The following is an 18,175-nucleotide window of genomic DNA, read 5'->3' on the forward strand; positions in this document are numbered from 1 at the left end:
ACGCAGATGGCGAACCAGAATGCTGTGATCACCGGCGGCTCGCGGGGAATCGGGCGCGCCGTCGCCGAACGCCTCGCCGCGGACGGCTTCGACATCGCCTACTGCTACCGCACCGAATCCGATGCGGCACACGAGACCGCGGAACGCCTCGCCCAGTACGGTGTCGGCGTCTACCACGCGCCCTGCGATGTCGCGGACCCGGAGTCGGTCGCCGCCTTCCTGAAATCCGCCGAGGCCGAGGTCGGCCCGTTCGACACGCTGGTGAACTCCGCCGGAGTGGTGCGGGACAACCCGATGGTGCGGATGGGGATCGAGGAATGGAATGAGGTGATCGACACGAACCTGAGCGGTTATTTCCATTTCTGCCACCGAATGGTATTCGGATTCATGAAGCAGAAAACGGGTTCGATCGTGAATCTGTCGTCGATCGCCGGAACATATGGAAACGCGACCCAGACGAACTATTCCGCGGCGAAGGCCGGGATCAACGGGATGAGCAAGGCGCTGGCCAAGGAAGTCGCCCCGTACGGCATCCGGGTCAACGTGGTCTCTCCGGGATTCATCGAGACCGATATGACCTCCTCGCTCTCCGCTGCGGTGCGCGAGCAGTCGCTCGCCTCGGTTCCGCTGCGCCGGTTCGGCACCCCGGAGGAGGTCGCCGACCTGGTCGCCTTCCTGACCAGCGAACGGGCCGCCTACATCACCGGCCAGGTGTTCGGCATCGACGGCGGAATGACCCTGTGAGTCTGATCGACGAGGCACTGCCGCGGTACGACGCGGTCGAGCGGCACAGCAAGCGGGTGCCCGCGAGCCCGGAAGCCGCCTTCGCCGCGCTCGAACGACTGCGCATCGCGGATCTCCCGGTCACCGCCGCGCTGCTGCGGCTGCGCGGCGGACCGTCGAACTGGTTCATCGGTCTCGGCGAGGCGGGCCGGATGCGGGCGCTCGACGCGATCGCCCCGCGCCGGATCGCCGAACGACCCGGGCGGGAACTGCTGCTCGGCGATATCGCGCGGTACGCGGCGCTGCACCCGGAACGGCCCCGCGAGCCACCGTCCGATGTGGCCGGATTCGCCGCCTTCGACACGCCCGGCTGGAGCAAGGTGGCGATGAATTTCGCGTTCACCGCCCAGGCTGATACCACCCTGGTACGCACCGAGACGAGGGTGCGCAGTACCGATCCGCGCACCCGACGTATCTTCTCGGTGTACTGGCGGATCGTGGGCAAGGGCAGCGCGCTGATCCGCAGAGAGATACTCGCGGCGCTGGCCAGGGCACTCGCGAACGGAGGACAGGAGTGATGATGACCGAGCAGGTGCGCACCGGCTATTCACGTGGCTGGCCGGCGATCGCCGCGTTCGTGGTGGGCCTGCTCTTCGCGCTGGTGAGCCTGTACTGGACGGTCGGCGGGGAACTGGGCCTGGACACCGTGGGCGGCGTGATCGAAGAAGCCGTGCGCACCGGGAATGCCGGGATGACCGCGGTGATGGTGCTGGTGACGGTGATCAAACTGGTCGGCGCCGTCTTCGCGCTCGCCCTCGTGCAACCCTGGGGACGGGTGTTCCCCAGGAAACTGCTGCTCGTGCTCGGCTGGCTGGGCACGGCCGTTCTGGTGCTCTACGGCGGATTCCTGACCATCTCCGAGGCGGTGCTCGCGATCGGCGGGGCCGCCGGAACCGAAACGCTGGCTTTCCGCTGGCACCTCTACCTCTGGGACCCGTGGTTCCTCGTCTGGGGTATTGCCCTCGGCCTGGCCATGCTCCGCATGCACCGCCGCTGAATTTGTTCTCCGGGCTCGTTTTGTGAGGGAGCTTGGGTGCGGGTTGCGTGGGTGGTGAAGCGGCTGCACCGCTGAAAATCCCGATTTGTACGGTTGGCTCGGACACAACGGAAAGCCCCGGAACCGGGTGGTTCCGGGGCTTTCTCGCGGCCGCAGGGGTCAGGCGACAGCCTGGTCGACGACCTCGTTCACGGCGCTGAGGTTGACCATCTTCGGCAGCTCCGCCTGGTCGATGGTGATGCCGAATTTCTTCTCCAGCGAGGCGAGGATCTCGATGGCGCGCAGCGAATCGGCGTCGTGGTCCTCGATGAACAGGCTCGTCTCGGTGACCTCGTCCTCCTCGATCTCCAGGATCTCGCACACGATCTCCTGGATTTTGGCGTATCGCTCGCCTACGGAGGTAGTCATATTCGCGCTCCCTTGATTCGTTGGCTTTGTCGTATTTGAGTCCATTGTTTTTGTCACCGGCCCGATTGCCAAGGTCGCTCGCAGGTTCATGCAACGCAATTCCACGGGCCCGGAAATCCGTGCGATTCTCGGGGTACCGAGACGAAAGGTGTTTGGCATGTCCTCGAACTCCGCAACGCGACCGCAGCACCGGGTCGTGCTCACCGGGCTCGGCGCGCTCTCCAGCATCGGGATCGGTGTGGCTCAGTTCACCGAGGGGCTGCGCACGGGCCGTAGTGGGGCGAAGCCGATCTCGGTGTTCGACGCGAGCGGGTTCGCCCACTCCACCGGCTGCGAGGTCACCGGTTTCGATCCGGATACCTCCATCCACAACCTGGACACCGAGAATCTCGGCCGCGCCACCGCGCTCGCGGTCAGCGCCGCCCGGATGGCCGTGCAGGACGCGGGCCCGGAGCCGGAAACGCTCGACGCGCGGCACGGGATGATCTCCATCGGCACCACCGACGGTGCCTCGGCCGAACTGGACCGGCTCATCGAGAGCGAGCTCGAAGACGGCCCGGGGGCGATGGATCCCGAACTAGCCGCGCGTGTCTCGCCCGCCCGGCTTTCCCTTGCCATTGCTCAGGAACTGGGGCTCTCCGATGTGGAGCCGGTGACGCTGGCCACGGCCTGCTCTGCGGGCAACTACACCATCGGTTACGGATTCGACGCGGTGCGCTCCGGCGAGGTGGACTACGCGCTGTGCGGTGGCGCGGACGCCATGTGCCGCAAGACCTTCGCCGGGTTCTACCGGCTCGGCACGATCGCCCCCGAGTGCTGCCAGCCCTTCGACGCCGAGCGCAAGGGCATCCTCACCGGAGAGGGCGCCGGGGTGCTCGTGCTGGAAAGCCTGGAGTCCGCACTCGCCAGGGGAGCGCGCATCTACGCGGAGATCCTCGGCTACGGGCTCAACTGCGATGCCTACCACCAGGTGGCTCCGGACGAGGAGAGCGTCGGCCGCTGCATGCGGCTCGCGCTGGAGAACGCGGGCGTCAAACCCGACGAGGTCGACCTGATCTCCGCGCACGGCACCGGAACCAAGGCCAATGACATCACCGAGAGCAGGGCGATCCGTGCGGTGTACGGGGAGCAGCCGCCGCGCACCGTTTCGCTGAAGTCGATGCTCGGGCACACCATGGGGGCGGCGAGCGCATTGGCCGCGATCGCCTGCTCGCTGGCTATCACCGAAGGCTTCATCCCGCCGACGATCAACCATGTGCGCACCGATCCGGAATGCGAGATCGACTGTGTGCCCAATGAATCCGTGCCCGCGCGGCTGCGGATCGTGCAGAACAACGGGCTCGCCTTCGGTGGGAACAACGCCGTCGTGGTGCTCGGCAGCTACACGGGGGAGGGACGATGACCGCGGCCATCACCGGGCTCGGCGCGATCGCCAGCATCGGCGGGAACGTCGGCGAACTGTTCGACAACCTGTGCGCGGGCCGCAGCGGCCTGGCGCCGATGCGCGGATTCGACCACGCCAAATACAACGCCCGCCAATTGTTCGAAGTGGACAATCGGCCCGCGGAGGGTGTGGACGTGCCGAAGCGCGCCACCGCCCTGCTCGGTACCGCGATCCGGGAGGCGCTCGCCGATGCGGGGCTCGGCCCGGACCTGGACGGGAACCCGGTGCTGATCGGTACCGGGCTGCGCGAGCTGCGCTCGGTGGAGCTGTGGTGGCGCGATGGTGCCCCGTTCGAGGCCGGTGACCTGCATTTCGGCTCCGAGCTGCGGCGCGAGTTCGGAGCCGCCGATACGCACACCTTCGCCGGTGCCTGCTCCGCCTCGCTGTACGCGCTCGCGCTCGGCGCCGATCTGATCGCGGCCGGGGAACACGACACCGTGGTCGTGGCCGGGGTGGATGTGGTCACCGAGAGCATGTTCGGCCTCTCCGACCGGTTCCAGCCGGTGCCACCGGACCGGGTACGCCCGCTCGATGTGCACCGCAAGGGCACGATCCTCGGTGAGGGCGCGGGCGCGATCGTGCTGCGCGCGCCGGAGAATCCGGGACGGGCCCGGCTGCGTTCGGTCGGGATCAACTGCGATGCCTACCACGCCACCGCGCCCGATCCGGCCGGGGTGAGCGCGAGCATCCGCTCCGCGCACGAACGCGCCGGGATCAAACCCTCCGATGTGGACCTCGTGTTGTTGCACGGCACCGGAACCCCGCTCAACGACGAGGTCGAGGCGGGTGCGGTGCGCGAGGTGTTCGGTGAGGCGCTGGAAACCCCGCTGCTGACCGGGATCAAGTCGATGACCGGGCACACTTCGGGATCGGCAGGCGCGCTGAGCCTGGTGACCGCGGTGCGCTCGCTGGAGACCGGGCTCGTCCCGCCGATCACCGGCGTCGCCGAGCGGATCGAGGAGACCGAGGGAATGCGGGTCGTGCTCGGCACCGCGCAGCAGGAGAACCCGACCGTCGCGCAGGTGCACGGATTCGGGTTCGGCGGCGTGAACGCGGTGGCGATGCTGGAGGTGTCATGAACGACGATCGCGAAGCCCTGTTCGTGAAAGCCGACCGGGTGCGTTGCTCGGGTGTGGGTGTCCCACAAGAGAGAGCCCGCAAATCACTGGAGGTGTCATGAGTCTGCTCACCGCGGCCCAGCCGGTCCTGCCCGGGATCGCCGACTGCGCCGGACTGCTGAGCGCACCACGGGATACCGAACCGGTCGATCCGGCCGCGGTACTCGGCAAGAAAGGCCTGCGCTACAAGGACAGGGCCACCCAGCTCGGCCTGGTTGCCGCGAAACTCGTGCTGACCGAGGCGAACCTGCTCGACGGCGAGGGACGCTGCACCGACCCGAGAATGGGTGTGCTGGTCAGCTCCAACTTCGGCAATGTGGACACCGTGTGCCGGGTGGCGAACACGATCGCCGAGGAGACCACCCGCGGGGTGAGCCCGATGGACACGGCGAACGCCTCCTCCAATGTGATCGCCTCGGAGATCGCCATCCGGTTTCGCCTGCGCGGACCGAACCTGATGCTGTGCAACGGATCCACCTCCGGCGCCGACGCGGTCCGCTGGGCCGATTCGCTGGTGCGTGCCGGGCGGGCCGCGCGGATGCTGGTGATCGGGGTGGAGCCGGACAATCCGGTGGTGCGCGAGCTCTCCGGGAATACCCGGGTGCTCGACGGCGGGGCCGGGGTACTTCTCGAATCACCGGGCGCGGCCCGGAACCGTGGAGTGGCCGGGAAAGCGGTGCTGCGCCGTTGTGTGCGCGCCGCCGATCCGGCCGGTTGCGCCCGCGAACTCGGCACGGAACCGGCGCTGCGCCTCGGCAGCGGGGAGAGCGCGCCGTTCGATCTCGATGCCCGGTTCGGCGCGTCTTCCGGCGCGCTCGGGGTGTTGCAGTGCGCGGCTTCGATCGGCTGGTTCTCCGCCGGCGGGCGGGGCAGCGTGCACGCGATCTCGGGTTCGGAAACCGCGGACGCCACCGCGGGCCTGTTGATCGGTGGCGCCGATGAGTGAACCGGTCGAGCTCCATTGCCTTCGCACCAACGAGAACCCGCACACCAGGGTGCTGCTGTTGCACGGGCTCGCGAACAGCGCGGCGATCTGGCGGACTGTCACGGACGGCTGGCCGGACGGCGTCGAGGTATGGGCTGCCGATCTGCCGTGGCGGGGCACCGGATCGCGATCCTGGAGTTGGCAGTCCGACTGTGCACAGTGGATCGACGAGGCCGCGGCGCGAGTCCCGGGCGGCACCGATGTGCTCGTCGCGCACTCGATGTCGGCCAACGCGGTGCTGGAACTGCTCAGCGCAACCGAAGCCGGATACCGGGCAGTGGTCCTGGTGGCGCCGTTCTTCCGGGCGGACCCGGAGGAGTTCGCCTGGCCCGCGGTGCAGCGCTCGATCGCCAATTTCGAACACACGATCACCGAGGGCATCCGCACTCACGCCGCGGGACGCATCCCGGAAGATCGGATCGCCGAACTCGGCAGGCTGGTGTGCGCGAAGGCCGGGCCGTATGCCTGGTTCCGGTTCTTCACGATGTATCTGAACACGCCGTGGCTGCGCACTTCCGCCATCCGGATCCCGGTGCGGGTGCTCAGCGGTGGGCGGGACGAGACCGCGCCCGCAGCCGAGGGGCAGCGGCTCGCCGAGGCTCTTCCCTCGGGTTCGGTGCGGGTGCTCGCGGAAAGCGGGCATTTTCCGATGATCGAGTTCCCCGGGGAGTTCCGCGCCGCGGTGTGCGAATTCCTGAACCAATACCAGACAGTCGCCTGTGGAGTGAGCTGAATGACCACTATGGACACGCCGGTTTCTGAGGACAAGGTGCGCGCCCTGCTCGAACAGCAGAGTTCGGCGGAGCTGCGGCCCGCGTACGAGGGCTGCAACATCAGCACCTCGCTCGGGTTCAAACAGATCAACTACCTCGTCGAGGCCGCAGTGCTGGAACACTTCCGCGCGGCCGGGCTGCCCGCGGGCGGGCTGTACGACCGCTTCGGGCTCGGGCTCGACGTGGTCGAGATCGCCACCCGCCTGCCCGCGCATCTGCACATCGATGACGTGCCGAAGCTGACCGTGACCCCCGATACCCGCAAGGGCGGGCTGCGATTCAAGGTGGTGGCCACCGTGCAGCGCGAGGGCGCCGAGGTGACCACCTCGACATCCACGGTCTCCGCCGTGCTGCGACGGGATTCCGGTGCCACCGCACCCGTTCCGGACGGACTGCACCCGTTCGTCGCCGACCGCATCGGCGGCGCCGAGCCGCGTCCCCTCGCCACGGAACCGGCTCCGCGCAGCGAGCTTTCCGCGGGCCGCGGCACGAGCACCGACCCGGTGCTCGCCGAACTCACCCAGGGACAGAACGCCTTCGGCTGGCGCTGGCGCATCCCGTACTTCTACTGTCACTTCAGCGAGCGCGTGCAGATGTCCGGGTTCCTGCGGCAGATGGAGGAGGTCGTGGATCTCTTCCTCGCCGACCGAGGACTGGACATCAAGCGGGTGCTCGATGGGCGCCACTGGATCCCGGTGGTCACCAAGTCCGATGTGCGGCTGCTGGACGAGGTGATCATGGAGGAGGACCTGTACACGATCTACACCGTCGAGGATGTGTTCAAGGGGCTGCTCTACACCTCCCGGATGGACTGCTACGTGGTGCGCGATGGAGCGGTCGTGCCGGTCGCGACCGGGCACATCACCCACGGCTATATGACCAAACGGAAGACCGGGGTCTGGGAGATGGTCACCTTCGACGAGGAGACGGTGGCCGCGTTCGAGGGAGTGAACCGATGACTGCGGTGATCGCGGACTGGTCGGCGGTGTCCCCGTTCGGGATCGGGCGCACCGCGTTCGCCGAGGGCCTGCGTGCGGGCACCGATCCGGTGCGCGAGCTCGCCGCTGACTGGGATTCCCCGGACGAGCGCGCCGGAGTGCTCGCGGAGTTCGACGCGCGCGCGGTGCTCGGCAAGAAGGGCACCCGTTCCATGGACCGGGTGACCGCGCTGACCGTGACCGCGATGCGCGAACTCACCGAGCGGCCACTGGATGCCGAGCGCACCGCGATCGTGCTCGGCACCACCACCGGAAGCGCGCAGAGCATGATGGAGTTCACCGGTTCCTCGCTTACCGGTGCGGAACCCTTCCACGTGGATCCCGCGCTGATGCCCAATGTCGTGATGAACTGCGCCGCGGGCCGGTGCGGAATCTGGTACGGCATCAAGGGGCCGAACACCACGGTCGCCGGTGGGCGCGCCGCGGGGCTGCAGGGACTGCAGTACGCCGTGCGGCTGCTCGCCGCCGGCCGGGCCGATACCGTGCTGTGCGGCGCGGCCGAGGAATACTCCCGTGCCCGTGCCTGGCTTGAACGGCATGCGCGGTCCCTCGAGCAGTCCCCGGAATACGGTGCACCGCTCGGCGAGGGCGCCGCACTGTTCACCGTGTGCCGCGAGGCCGAGAACGCGCTCGCCGAGATCCTTTCGGTGCGCTCCCGGGTCGTGCTGGACGGCGATCCGCGCACCGCGCTGCTCGCCTGCTTGCGTGGCGCCCTCGAGGAAGCGGGCACCCGGCCCGAGGAGATTGCCGCGGTGGTGTCCTCTGGTGCTACCGGACTCACCGGCCGGGCCGAACGGGCCGCGCTCACCGAACTGTTCACCGAGCAGGCGCGCGGCCGGGTGCCTGCGCTCGCCGGGTTCGGGGACCTGGGGGCGGGTTCGGCCGCCTTCGGGCTCGCCGCACTGCTTGCCACACCGGGAAGGGACATAGGCGAGCTGGCCGTGCTCACCAGCGTCGACCGGGACGGCGCGGTCGGCTGCGCCGTGCTGCGGACGCTGTGATGAGCGAGCTGCTGGAGGCCCCGCTGGTGCTGCGGGAACACACCGGGGATCGCGTCGTGGCGAGCTTCGCCATCGGCGCGGAGGAACCCGTGTTCGCCGGGCACTACCCGGATTTCCCGATCCTGCCCGGGGTGCTGCTGTTCGACTGCGTGCACCGGGTGGTGCGGGAAACCGCACCGGGCCCGGTCGAACTGTCCGCAGTGGACAGTTGCCGGTTCACCGGGGCGGTGTATCCGGGTGACACGGTGACCGTGACGCTGCAGTGGAAGGGCGAGCAGGTGAGCGCGACAGTCCACAGTGGACAACAACAGGCGGCGAAGATGAAGCTGAGCTACCGGGGTGTGTCGTGATCGGGGCCGAGCGGATCCGGGAACTGCTGCCGCACCGGCACCCGATCCAGCTCGTGGACCGGGTGCCCGAGCTCGTGCCGGGAGCCTGGCTTCGCGCGGAAAAGGCCGTCACCGCGAACGAACCGTGGGACTGCGCGAACGGTTATCCGGCAGCGCTGCTCATCGAGTCGTGGGGACAGTCCGCCGCGCTGCTCGCCGCGCTCGAACAGGGCCGTCTCGGCCCGGGCACGGTGCTGCTGTTCGGCGGCATGTCCAAGGTGCGCTTCCACCGCCCCGTCGCGGTGGGCGAAACCCTCGAACATCACGTCCGGATCGCCCGAGACCTCGGGGAGACCGTGCTCTTCGAGGGGCACACCGAGTGCGCGGGACAGACCGTGCTCGAGATCGGCCAGGCGGTGCTCGCGTTCCGTCCCGGTGCCGAGCTGAACTGACTGAAGGAGCCCTCATGCCGAAGAAGAAGGTGCGCTGGTATTTCTCCCTGCGCAGCCCGTACTCCTGGTTCGCCTACCGGGAACTGCGCGCCGAGTACCCGTGGCTGCTGGACCGGATGGAATGGCTGCCCTACTGGGAACCCGATGCGCGGACCAGTGAACTGCTCGCGGAACGAGGCATTCAGCTCGCCCTGACCGAGATGCCGCGCGCCAAGAATCTCTACATCCTGCAGGACGCGAAGCGCACCGCCCGGGCGCGCGGACTGGAGATCGCGTGGCCGGTGGACCGGAATCCCTGCTGGGAGCTACCGCATCTGGGCTACCTCGCGGCTCAGGAAGCGGGTAGTGGCGTGGAATTCGTGGATGCGGCCTACCGCGCGCGGTGGGAACAGGGACGGGACATCTGCTCGGCGGAGGTGCTCGCCGAGATCGCCGGTGAGCTCGGCCTGGACCCGGCGGCGATCGCCGGTGCCGCGCAGGAGGACCGCCTGCGGGAACGGGGCGTGGAACTGCTCGCGGCCGGGGAGCGCGACGGTGTGTTCGGGGTGCCGTTCTTCCTCTACGGCAGGGAGAAATTCTGGGGCGTGGAACGGCTCGGCGCCTTCGCTGCCATGGTGGCCGCGGATACCGCGACGGAACCGGAGGTCGTGCCCGCGCCCGCAGGCCAGGAGCTGGCGCTCGACGGCGGGCACGCGGGCGGCTGTGGCTGACCACGGATGTGAAAGGGCCGCCCTGCCAAGGGGAGCAGGGCGGCCCATCCGCGATGACGCCTAGATCAGGCCGAGCCGTGCCGCGGTGGCACCGGCCTGGAACCGGCTGCGGGATTCGAGCACCTTCATGGTGGAGGCGACGTCATTGCGTACCGTGCGCACGCTGACCCCGAGCCGGCGCGCCACCGCGTCATCGGTGAGTCCGTCGGAGAGCAGCGAGAGCACGCTTTCCAGGCGGTCGGTGCCGCCGTCCATCCCGGCGGTGGGCACCGCACCGCGGGTCCGCGCGCCCTGGCACCACAACCGTTCCGCCGCCGTGTAGAGGGTGCCGAGCGCCCGCTCGTCCCACTGCACTTCCACGACCCCGGCGCTGTCGATGGTGACCGCGACGCGCTTGTCGATCAGTACCGCCCAGGCGGGCACCTTGGCGACGAACCGGGGGGCCGCGCAGCGGTTGTCCAGCCAGCGGGCGTGGTCCTCCGCGGGACCGAGCCGCATCAGCTCGGCGGCCCAGATCGAGCGCAGCGTGACATTCCTGCGCAGTGCCGATTCGGCGAGCTGTGCGGAGAACTCCACCGCGCCAGGGACATAACGCGGGACCAGGAAGGTGATCTCCTCGTCGGCCCCGGTCGCGTAGCGTTCCACGGTGGCCGCCATCTCATCGAAGCCGCGCAGTCCCTTGTTGTGCCGGTATTGCTCGGCGTAGCGGTCGCGCAGCGCGATGACCCCCTGCACCCCGCCGAACCGGGAGCGCATCACATCCTCGTCCAGCTTGCGGAAACAGCGCAGCACGAGCGTGGGAAGGGCGAGTGCCGGTTCCACCGCGCGGTAGGCCCCCGCCTTGTCCACCGATGCGGTCACCAGGCCGTCCGCGCGCATCTGGCCGAGGTGGTCGGTGACCTCGGGCAGCGGCCAGCCGAGCGCGTCCGAGAGTTCCCCGGGGCTCCAGCGGGAGTGCCGCAGCATCGTTCGATAGACCACGTCGGTATTGCCGGTGAGTCCGATATCAGTCTTCACGTCCGTACCCCTCGTGCGATGGTCAGCCTCGGTGTGCTGTGGGTCGGAGCGGCCGGTGGATCAGATGCCGGGTTGAGTGACACCCCTAGAGCCACCCAGCCCAGCCACGCCGGTCGCTAACCCTCAGCAATGAAGTTAACTGACAGCTATCCTCGATGGGGCCGAGTCTTACCGAACCAGGGTACTTTGTCAACTGCCAGCAAATCTGTAATACTTAGAATTAGCTGTCGGTGATCGAGTGAAGACGGGAGGTGCGGGCGTGGCCGAGGAAGACCAGGAACGGCCGGTGTTGGCGACGAGGCTGGACCAGCTGTTTCGAACCGCTCGCCCTGGAGGAAAGCGCTGGACCAACGCGGAGGTCGTGGCCGAGCTCAAACGCATTTCACCTGAAATTAAGGTTGGTGCGGTATATCTTTCCCAGATCCGCACGGGAAAGCGGACCAACCCGTCCCAGGAGTTGTTGAGCGCGCTCGCGAAGTTCTTCGGGGTGTCCGTCGCCTACTTCTTCGACGAGGAACTCGCCGATTCGGTGCTCAGTGAGCTGGCGGCGGTGGAAACGATGCGGCAGTCTGGAGTGAGGGCGGTGGCCATGCGCGCGGCGGGGCTGCGGGAGGAGAACCTCGAGGCCATCACCACGATCATGGACCAGTATCGGCAGATGCAGGGCCTGCCTCCGGTGACCGATTCGGAGTGATGACATGACCGACCCCGAGCAGCGGCACGAACAGTTACGGCGGATCCGCGAGGAATGCGCGGGCCGGATCGCCGAACTCGACCTGCACGAGGCCCGGGATGTGCGGGCGTTGTGCGATCACCTCGTCGAGCTGCGCGGGCGGCCCATCCGGCTCGTCCCGCTCCCGTTGCCCGCCTCGCATCCGTGCGGGATGTGGGTCGCCGCGAGCGACGAAGACGTCATCTTCTACGACGCCAACACGACGAGCGCACACCAGGAGCACATCATCTTGCACGAGCTGGGGCATGTCATCTGTTGTCACCGGGGTTCCGGGATACTCGATGACGAGAGTGCGCGGGCACTGTTCCCGAACATCGACCCGCAGATCGTGCGCGACATGCTCAGTCGTGCCACCTATGACGATGTGCAGGAGCAGGAGGCCGAGATCACCGCCTATCTGCTCGCGGAACTCATCAAGGGGCGGTCCAGGGCGAACCCGAGCAGCCCGGAACGCGAGCGCGCGATCGACCGCGTGGAACGCACCCTGGTCTAGCGATCATCCGGATCACCGCCGCCAGAACAGGTGGTGGGTCACCCCGCTCGGGCTGGGCACCACCTCGAGGTGGAACCGGTCGAGCAGTTCCTCCGGGGACTCCCAGAGCCGCAGCCCGGATTCGAGCCGTACCGGGGAGACCGCGATGTGCATGGTGTCGACCAGATCGGCGTACAGGAACTCGCGAACGGTGCTGACTCCGCCGCCGAGCCGCACATCCAGGCCCCCGGCCGCTTCCCGCGCCCGGCCCAGCACCGTGACCGGATCGCCCGCCACGAAGTGGAAGGTGGTGTCGGCGAGCGTGAACGAGGGGCGTTCGTGGTGGGTCAGCACGAACACCGGGGTGCGGAACGGCGGTCGCTCGCCCCACCAGCCGCGCCATTCGTGATCGGGCCAGGGGCCGCGCTGGGGCCCGAACTTGTTGCGCCCCATGATCTCCGCACCGATACCGCGGGCGTAGTCCCTGGTGAAGTAATCGTCGAGGCCCCGGGTGCCTCCGGGGTCGGTGCGCATCGGCCAGCTCGCCGTGGCACCGGCCCAGGAGAACAGCCGCTCAGGCTCGGCATGGCCGAACGGCCGTTCCAGGGTCTGGTCCGTACCGGCCCCGATTCCATCGCTGGAGACGTTGAAATTCTGCACCCGCAGTAGCGCGGCCATGATCGTTCCCTTCGTCGTGTCGAAGGGTGTGACCTCCCGGGTGGGCGAAACTCATCGCGGCGCCGTCAGCTCGTGCCCAGTTCCTCGCGCAGTACCGCCACCGTGTACTCCAGCTCCTCCTGGGTGTGCTCGCTGGTGATGAAGAACCGCAGCCGGGTCTGCCGTTCCTCGACGGCCGGATGCAGGATCGGATCGGCGAGGATGCCGCGTTCGTAGAGCCGGTGCGCGAGCCGGAGTGTGAGGGCCGAATCACCGAGGATGACCGGGACCACCGGGGTGGGTATCTCTGGCCGGGTGGCGATCCCGGCGTCTGCGACGAGCTTGCCGAACAGCGCGGCGTTGTCCCGCAAGCGGTGCAGCCGCTGGGGTTCCGCGTGCATCCGGCGCAGCGCGGCGAGCGCGGCCGCGGCGTTCGGCGGGGTCATTCCCGCGCTGTAGACGAACCCGGGAAGCGTGTACTTGAGCCAGTTCACGGTGCGCGCGGAACCCGCGAGGTAGCCGCCGCAACTGGCCAGCGATTTGGAGAGGGTGCCCATCCACAGGTCGACCTGGGTGCGGTCCACGCCGAAGTGCTCGCCGATCCCGCCGCCGTGATAGCCGACGGTGCCGATGCTGTGCGCCTCGTCGATGAGCAGCAGGGCGCCGTGCCGGCGCTTGAGCTCGATCAGCTCCGGAAGCGGGGCGAGGTCCCCGTCCATGCTGTAGACGCCCTCGGCCACGATCAGCACCCTGCGGAACCGTCCGCGGGTCTGCTCCAGCAGATAGCTCAGCTGCTCCATGTCGTTGTGCGCGAACGGCCGCCGCGTCGCCCCGGAGAGCGCGCAGCCCTGCAGAATGCTGTCGTGGGCAAGGGAATCGTGCAGGATCAGATCCCGGTTCCCGCACAGATGACCGATCGCGCTGACGTTCGTGGCGTGCCCGCTGACCAGGGTGAGACAGGCCTGGGTGCCGAGCAGACCGGCGAGTTCCCGCTCGAGGTCCCTGGTCACCGGGCGTTCCCCGGCGAGCAGCCTGCTGCCGGAAACCGAGGAACCGTACCGGGAAACGGCATCGCAGACCGCGGCGTTCACCTCGGGATCACCGGAGAAGCCGAGGTAGTTGTAGCTGCTGAACGAGTAGAACCGGCGCCCGTCGATCTCGGTGGTGTCCCGCAGATTCCCTTGGTGGGTACGGAAATACGGGTTCGGCATGCCGTTGCCGGATATCTCGCTCAGCCGCCGCTCGATGGCCGCGACCTCGGGGAAGCTTTCGATACGCGCGGTGTCCGGATCGTAGCGCGCGGCAGGTGCCGGTTCGCGTTCACCGACACCGTCCGGGACGCCGCCGTCCGGGATGAGGCTGTCGATGGTGGGATCGCCGTGCTCGGCGAGGGCGAACGGCAGCAGTGGCAGTCGATCGCGCACATTGGTCTGCAGTTCGTGCAGCATCAGCGAATCGAAACCGAGATTGCTGGCCAGCCGTTGGGTTCCGGAGAGTTCGGTGATCGGCAGCGCACTGGTGCGGGCGATCTCCTCGAGGATCACGGTGCGCGGATCGGTCTCCGGTGTCTCGGCCGCGAGCGGTTGCGGGGCCGTAGGGGCCGGTTGTGCGGTCCTGGGGGCCGGTTGCGCGGCCGCGATGACCTCGTCCAGGATCCAGTGCCGCTTCGGGAGCAGCGGGTTCGGCGGGAGCGTGCACGGCGCAGTGCGCGGGAATTCCAGGCGCAGCCCGGTTCCACTGGTGGCCAGTACGGCGAGCCGGCGCAGTTCGTCCGGCCGATCGCTGACCGGATCCCTTGCCACCACGGGCTCTCCCGGTTCCGTGCTGCCGGTGCGCGCGGTAGGGCCGAGTTCCCCGGTCTCGCCGAGGCCCACCAGCCGGGCGGATTCCTCGAGGGTGGCCGCGGCCTCGGCGCTCGAATACGCGATGACGGCGAGAGCTTCGGGCAACGGGGTGCGCGAGGCGAGTGTCGCGGCGACACTGCGCAGTGCCGGGCGCTCCGCCCGCAGCGTCCCGGCCAGTTCCGCCGCGTGCCTGGCGAGCCCGGCCCGGTCCTTGGCGGAGACGAGCAGCAACTGCGGTTCGGCCGGCGCGGTCTCGGTCACCGGTTCATCGGCCCCGGAAAGCACGATGTGCACGTTCGTTCCGCCGAAGCCGAAGGCGCTGACCCCGGCGAGCCGCTCCCGGTTCTCCGGCCACGGCACCGGCTCGGTGGCCACCCGGAATCCGGCGGTGCCGAGTTCGAGCCCCTCGGCCTGCTCGAATCCCGGCTGCGGGGTGATCTCCCCGTGGTAGACGCTCAGCGCGCACTTGATCATCCCGGCGACCCCGGCAGCGCCGATCGAATGGCCGAGGATCGCCTTCGCGGCCCCGAGATAGGTCTGCCGGGTGACCGGTCCGCGTAGTTCGCGCAGTGCCCCGATCTCCACCGGATCCCCGGCCGCGGTCGCGGTTCCGTGCGCCTCGAGATAGCCGAGCGCACCGGGATCCACCCCGGCGTCCGCATAGGCGCGCCGCAGCGCGAGTATCTGACCGCGGTGCTGGGGCAGCATATTGCCGACGACCTTGCCGTCATTGGCCATACCGACCCCGCGCAGTACCGCGTAGACCCGGTCACCTTCGGCGCGGGCATCGGCCAGCGGGCGCAGCGCGAGCACTCCGGCGCCCTCGCCGAGCACGAAACCGTCGGCGCGCGCGTCGAACGGGCGGCACATCCCGGAGCGGGAGATCGCGCCGACCCGGCAGAGCCCGACGAGCAGATCCGGGGTGAGCACGAGCTGCGCGGCCCCGGCGAGCGCGATCCGGCAGCGCCCCGAACGCAGCGATTGCACCGCCTCGGCGATCGCGGCGAGCCCGCCGGAACACGCGGCGTCCAGCGAGTAGCTCTCCCCGTGCAGTTCGAAGGCCGAGCTGACCGAACTCGGCCCCATGTTCATCAACAGCCCGGCGAGTGCCGTGCCGTGCAGCGCGCCGACCCCGGTCACCCCGGATTCCGCGCCCGGCACCGGATTCCCGAACTCACCACCGGCGAGCTGGCGGGCCCGCACGTGCATCAGGCTGATCTCGCGGTACCCGCTCTCGCTCACCGCCATGATCGATGCGGTGTGCTCCCGGTCGAACCCCCGGGTCTCCCAGCCCGCGTCCTGGATCGCTTCGCGCGCGGTGTCGATGAGCAGGCGGTGCTGCGGATCGAGCGAACGCGCCCGCCGCGGCGGCATGCCGTAGTGCGCCGCGTCGAACTCCGAGACGTCGCCGAGCAGCGCCATCCGGTCGGTATAGCTGGTGCGGTGATCACGGAAATCGTCGCTGACAAAGGATTCCTGGCGCCATCGGGAATCCGGGACACGGCGGAACTGGGGCCGGGGAGCGCGGAGCAGACGCCAGTACTCGTTGACATCGCGGGCACCGGGGAACCGGCAACCGATCCCCACGATGGCGATGTCACCCGCGTTTTCCTTGCCCCCAGGCCAGTTCGTCATGCGGACCTTCCTATGCAGCCGGCCTTGACCGCCACCATTCCAGGGTGGACTCGAGCTGCTCCTCGAGTGGTGTGGCCGAGACACCGAACTTCTCGGTGAACGCGCTCGAGTCCACAGTGAACGGACGATCGAACTGGTACTGAATCTCGCGCAGTTCCCGCATCAGCGGGACGAACAGTCCGAGCACGCGCAGCATCGCCGGCGGGATCGGAGAAACCTTGACCCCGCTCTTCCCGGCCAGCGTGGCGAGCGATTCGAGCATCTGCCTGCTGGAGCGGGGCGCCACGGTCGGCACGTGCCAGGCGCGGCCGAGCACGTCCTCGCTCGCCCCCGCCTGGACCAGAGCTTTTGCCACGTCGGGAAGGTAGGTCCAGCTGTGCGGGCTGTCCGGATCACCGAGCACCCGCACCGGTTTTCCGGCGAGCAGCTGCGGAATCGCGCGGGAGGCGAGGTGGCCGCCATCGGTGACCCGGGGCCCGAAGAAGTCCGAGGCGCGCAGTTCGGTCGCGCGGATCCGGCCCTGCTCGTGCAGTTCCCGGGTGCGTTCCCAGACCTGCGCGCGCACCCGTCCCTTGACGGTGTTCGCGGACAGCGGCAGATCCTCGGTCATCGATCCATCGACCGGGCCGTATCCATAGAGATTGCTCAATACGACAAGGGTGGCTCCGCTGGATTCGGCGGCCGCGTGCATCGCGGTGGCCAGTTTCGGCCAATCCCGCTGCCACAAGTGATACGGCGGACACGCACAGTGGTAAATGACATCCGCGTCCTTGGCCGCCTCGCTCAGTGCCTCGACCTCCGAGGCATCGAGGCGCACGTATTCGATGCCCGATTCGGCTACCCGCTCGGACCTGCCCACGATCCGGACCGATTCGCCCTGGTCGGCAAGTAGCCGCGCGGTGGCCGCACCCGCCGGTCCGTGACCGATCACCAGGTGCTGACTCATATCTCCCCTTACTGTCGTTGTTTCGCCCCCATCGTGCGGCACCGGAAGGCCGCCTGGTGAACGGAAGGAAAAAACAGTGTTTCGAGCCGTTCGCTTCACCGATGCGGGATGGCCTGCTTGGTGTACAGTCGCTCACTGTAACGGCTCGGATGAAGGATGGCTATGACCTCTGACGATCTCGCACAGTCCATCAAGGCCGCAGCGCTGCGCCTGGTCGAAGCCGCGGGGGCGGGCGGACTGGATGTGGAGTCCGTCGCGGCCGCGGATGGACGTTCGTCTGACGAAGTCGGGAGTGTTTTCGGCTCGGTGGACGAACTTCTCACCGCACTGATCATCGATGCCTACAACGCATCGGGGGAGGCGATGGAGCGCGCGGACGATCCATCGGCGCGGCCCGGTGCCCGCATGCTCGCGATCACCAGGGCGCTTCGCGAATGGTCGCTGGCGAATCGCGCCGCGTTCACCCTGATCTACGGTTCCCCGATCCCCGGTTACCACGCACCCGAGGACACGGTCGGCCCCGCATCGCGCACCCCGGCCGCGATCGCGCGCGTCCTGCGTTCGGCGATGGAAAGCGGTGCGATGGCACAGATTCCGCGCCCGTACCCCAGTCCTTCACTGGTCACCGAGGAGTCGATCGCGCTCTTCGGCGGTGAGCCGGATCCGGGTTACGAGGATCTGATCGAACGCGGCGTCGGATTCTGGAGCAACCTGGTCGGGCTGCTGGTCTTCGAATTGTTCAGCCGCACGCACGACAGCGTGACCGATCAGTCCGCCTTCTTCGACTACTCGATCGCGGCCGCGGTGCGCGGGCTCGGCCTCACGGTGGAAGGGGCCTGAAACCCTACCCGCGCGGGGGATACCGGGAGAACG

20 protein-coding genes are annotated in these 18,175 nt (G+C 68.5%); 15 read left to right on the forward strand and 5 right to left on the reverse strand.

Annotated features, from left to right (window positions below; translation table 11 throughout):
- Positions 1-6: 6 nt before the first annotated feature.
- The 3 genes from fabG to A37U_RS43135 are packed head-to-tail and all read left to right on the forward strand — an operon-like array spanning position 7 to position 1,780.
- On the forward strand, positions 7-744 hold the full coding sequence (gene fabG / locus A37U_RS0110815) for a 3-oxoacyl-[acyl-carrier-protein] reductase (RefSeq protein ID WP_020496659.1): 738 nt from the start codon (positions 7-9) through the stop codon (positions 742-744).
- Positions 741-1,301, forward strand: a complete 561-nt coding sequence (locus A37U_RS0110820) for a hypothetical protein (RefSeq protein WP_020496660.1) — start codon at positions 741-743, stop codon at positions 1,299-1,301. Before fabG ends, A37U_RS0110820 begins: the two co-directional genes overlap by 4 nt.
- A gap of 2 nt (positions 1,302-1,303) precedes the next feature.
- Positions 1,304-1,780 carry a DUF3995 domain-containing protein gene (locus A37U_RS43135; protein ID WP_157182744.1) on the forward strand — a complete coding sequence of 159 codons (477 nt, stop codon included), beginning with the start codon at positions 1,304-1,306 and terminating at the stop codon, positions 1,778-1,780.
- 159 nt (positions 1,781-1,939) lie between these two features.
- On the opposite strand, the gene A37U_RS0110830 is transcribed toward A37U_RS43135, so the two are convergent.
- Complete coding sequence (locus tag A37U_RS0110830) at positions 1,940-2,188, reverse strand: acyl carrier protein (protein ID WP_020496662.1); 249 nt, start codon at positions 2,186-2,188, stop codon at positions 1,940-1,942.
- A gap of 157 nt (positions 2,189-2,345) precedes the next feature.
- Between A37U_RS0110830 and A37U_RS0110835 the strand changes: the two genes are divergently transcribed.
- The 9 genes from A37U_RS0110835 (at position 2,346) to A37U_RS0110875 (ending at position 9,998) form a co-directional block, all read left to right on the forward strand.
- Positions 2,346-3,590 carry a beta-ketoacyl-[acyl-carrier-protein] synthase family protein gene (locus tag A37U_RS0110835; protein WP_020496663.1) on the forward strand — a complete coding sequence of 415 codons (1,245 nt, stop codon included), beginning with the start codon at positions 2,346-2,348 and terminating at the stop codon, positions 3,588-3,590.
- A complete protein-coding gene (locus A37U_RS0110840; protein WP_020496664.1) occupies positions 3,587-4,711 on the forward strand; it encodes a beta-ketoacyl synthase N-terminal-like domain-containing protein in 1,125 nt (374 codons plus the stop codon). The genes A37U_RS0110835 and A37U_RS0110840 overlap by 4 nt, the downstream gene beginning before the upstream one ends.
- 97 nt (positions 4,712-4,808) lie before the next feature.
- The gene (locus tag A37U_RS0110845) at positions 4,809-5,696 is read left to right on the forward strand and encodes a beta-ketoacyl synthase N-terminal-like domain-containing protein (RefSeq protein ID WP_020496665.1); all 888 of its coding nucleotides are present in this window, start codon (positions 4,809-4,811) and stop codon (positions 5,694-5,696) included.
- Positions 5,689-6,468 (forward strand): alpha/beta fold hydrolase, encoded by a 780-nt coding sequence (locus A37U_RS0110850; RefSeq protein WP_020496666.1) that lies wholly within the window; start codon positions 5,689-5,691, stop codon positions 6,466-6,468. Before A37U_RS0110845 ends, A37U_RS0110850 begins: the two co-directional genes overlap by 8 nt.
- Positions 6,469-7,467 (forward strand): hypothetical protein, encoded by a 999-nt coding sequence (locus A37U_RS0110855; protein WP_020496667.1) that lies wholly within the window; start codon positions 6,469-6,471, stop codon positions 7,465-7,467. It abuts the gene before it with no gap.
- Positions 7,464-8,507, forward strand: coding sequence for a beta-ketoacyl synthase N-terminal-like domain-containing protein (locus tag A37U_RS0110860; protein ID WP_020496668.1), 1,044 nt, complete (start codon positions 7,464-7,466; stop codon positions 8,505-8,507). The genes A37U_RS0110855 and A37U_RS0110860 overlap by 4 nt, the downstream gene beginning before the upstream one ends.
- Positions 8,507-8,857, forward strand: a complete 351-nt coding sequence (locus A37U_RS43140) for a 3-hydroxyacyl-ACP dehydratase FabZ family protein (RefSeq protein WP_020496669.1) — start codon at positions 8,507-8,509, stop codon at positions 8,855-8,857. Before A37U_RS0110860 ends, A37U_RS43140 begins: the two co-directional genes overlap by 1 nt.
- Positions 8,854-9,288, forward strand: a complete 435-nt coding sequence (locus tag A37U_RS0110870; RefSeq protein ID WP_020496670.1) for a 3-hydroxyacyl-ACP dehydratase FabZ family protein — start codon at positions 8,854-8,856, stop codon at positions 9,286-9,288. The genes A37U_RS43140 and A37U_RS0110870 overlap by 4 nt, the downstream gene beginning before the upstream one ends.
- A 14-nt stretch (positions 9,289-9,302) precedes the next feature.
- The gene (locus tag A37U_RS0110875; protein ID WP_020496671.1) at positions 9,303-9,998 is read left to right on the forward strand and encodes a 2-hydroxychromene-2-carboxylate isomerase; all 696 of its coding nucleotides are present in this window, start codon (positions 9,303-9,305) and stop codon (positions 9,996-9,998) included.
- A 60-nt stretch (positions 9,999-10,058) separates the two neighbouring features.
- Here the strand turns inward: A37U_RS0110875 and A37U_RS53525 are convergent, their stop codons facing one another.
- Positions 10,059-11,015, reverse strand: a complete 957-nt coding sequence (locus A37U_RS53525) for a LuxR C-terminal-related transcriptional regulator (protein ID WP_020496672.1) — start codon at positions 11,013-11,015, stop codon at positions 10,059-10,061.
- 259 nt (positions 11,016-11,274) lie between these two features.
- Between A37U_RS53525 and A37U_RS0110885 the strand changes: the two genes are divergently transcribed.
- Positions 11,275-11,709 carry a helix-turn-helix domain-containing protein gene (locus A37U_RS0110885; protein ID WP_020496673.1) on the forward strand — a complete coding sequence of 145 codons (435 nt, stop codon included), beginning with the start codon at positions 11,275-11,277 and terminating at the stop codon, positions 11,707-11,709.
- 4 nt (positions 11,710-11,713) lie between these two features.
- Complete coding sequence (locus A37U_RS0110890; RefSeq protein WP_020496674.1) at positions 11,714-12,241, forward strand: ImmA/IrrE family metallo-endopeptidase; 528 nt, start codon at positions 11,714-11,716, stop codon at positions 12,239-12,241.
- 12 nt (positions 12,242-12,253) lie between these two features.
- Here A37U_RS0110890 and A37U_RS0110895 read toward each other — a convergent pair whose 3' ends face one another.
- The 3 genes from A37U_RS0110895 to A37U_RS0110905 form a co-directional block, all read right to left on the reverse strand.
- Positions 12,254-12,898 carry a dihydrofolate reductase family protein gene (locus A37U_RS0110895; protein WP_020496675.1) on the reverse strand — a complete coding sequence of 215 codons (645 nt, stop codon included), beginning with the start codon at positions 12,896-12,898 and terminating at the stop codon, positions 12,254-12,256.
- A 65-nt stretch (positions 12,899-12,963) separates the two neighbouring features.
- Entirely contained in the window at positions 12,964-16,356 is a 3,393-nt protein-coding gene (locus tag A37U_RS0110900; RefSeq protein ID WP_020496676.1) for an aminotransferase class I/II-fold pyridoxal phosphate-dependent enzyme, read from the reverse strand.
- A gap of 10 nt (positions 16,357-16,366) precedes the next feature.
- Positions 16,367-17,302, reverse strand: coding sequence for an NAD-dependent epimerase/dehydratase family protein (locus A37U_RS0110905; RefSeq protein WP_020496677.1), 936 nt, complete (start codon positions 17,300-17,302; stop codon positions 16,367-16,369).
- A 162-nt stretch (positions 17,303-17,464) separates the two neighbouring features.
- Between A37U_RS0110905 and A37U_RS0110910 the strand changes: the two genes are divergently transcribed.
- Positions 17,465-18,142, forward strand: coding sequence for a TetR/AcrR family transcriptional regulator (locus A37U_RS0110910; RefSeq protein ID WP_020496678.1), 678 nt, complete (start codon positions 17,465-17,467; stop codon positions 18,140-18,142).
- Positions 18,143-18,175: the final 33 nt, after the last annotated feature.

This window comes from Sciscionella marina DSM 45152, assembly GCF_000379465.1.
In the GTDB taxonomy this organism is placed as follows: domain Bacteria; phylum Actinomycetota; class Actinomycetes; order Mycobacteriales; family Pseudonocardiaceae; genus Sciscionella; species Sciscionella marina.